At 23.5% G+C, this 262-nt stretch carries 1 protein-coding gene; it reads right to left on the minus strand.

Annotated features, from left to right (window positions below; all coding sequences use genetic code 11):
- Positions 1-39: 39 nt before the first annotated feature.
- The gene (locus LUA84_RS04450; RefSeq protein WP_256443545.1) at positions 40-165 is read right to left on the minus strand and encodes a hypothetical protein; all 126 of its coding nucleotides are present in this window, start codon (positions 163-165) and stop codon (positions 40-42) included.
- Positions 166-262 lie beyond the last annotated feature (97 nt).

A 262-nucleotide genomic window follows, 5' to 3' on the forward strand; every position in this document is an offset into this window, starting at 1 on the left:
TGTATTGTCCGTTTACATAAACATCTATATCAATATCTTTCAACCTGGAGATAATACAACCATTTTAAATGGTATTACTAATGAACTATTTGGCTGTAAAGGAGAAGATATGGTAATATTCTTTGATGTTGTTATTGGTAAAATTATTATATAAGAAAATTTCATTATTTCCAATAACTGAAAAAGTTAAAGTTATATTATTAATTGTTGCATTNNCAGAATTTGTTATATTTAAATAAAATACTGTAATTTCAGACTGTAC

It is taken from the genome of Candidatus Nanopusillus massiliensis (assembly GCF_920984865.1).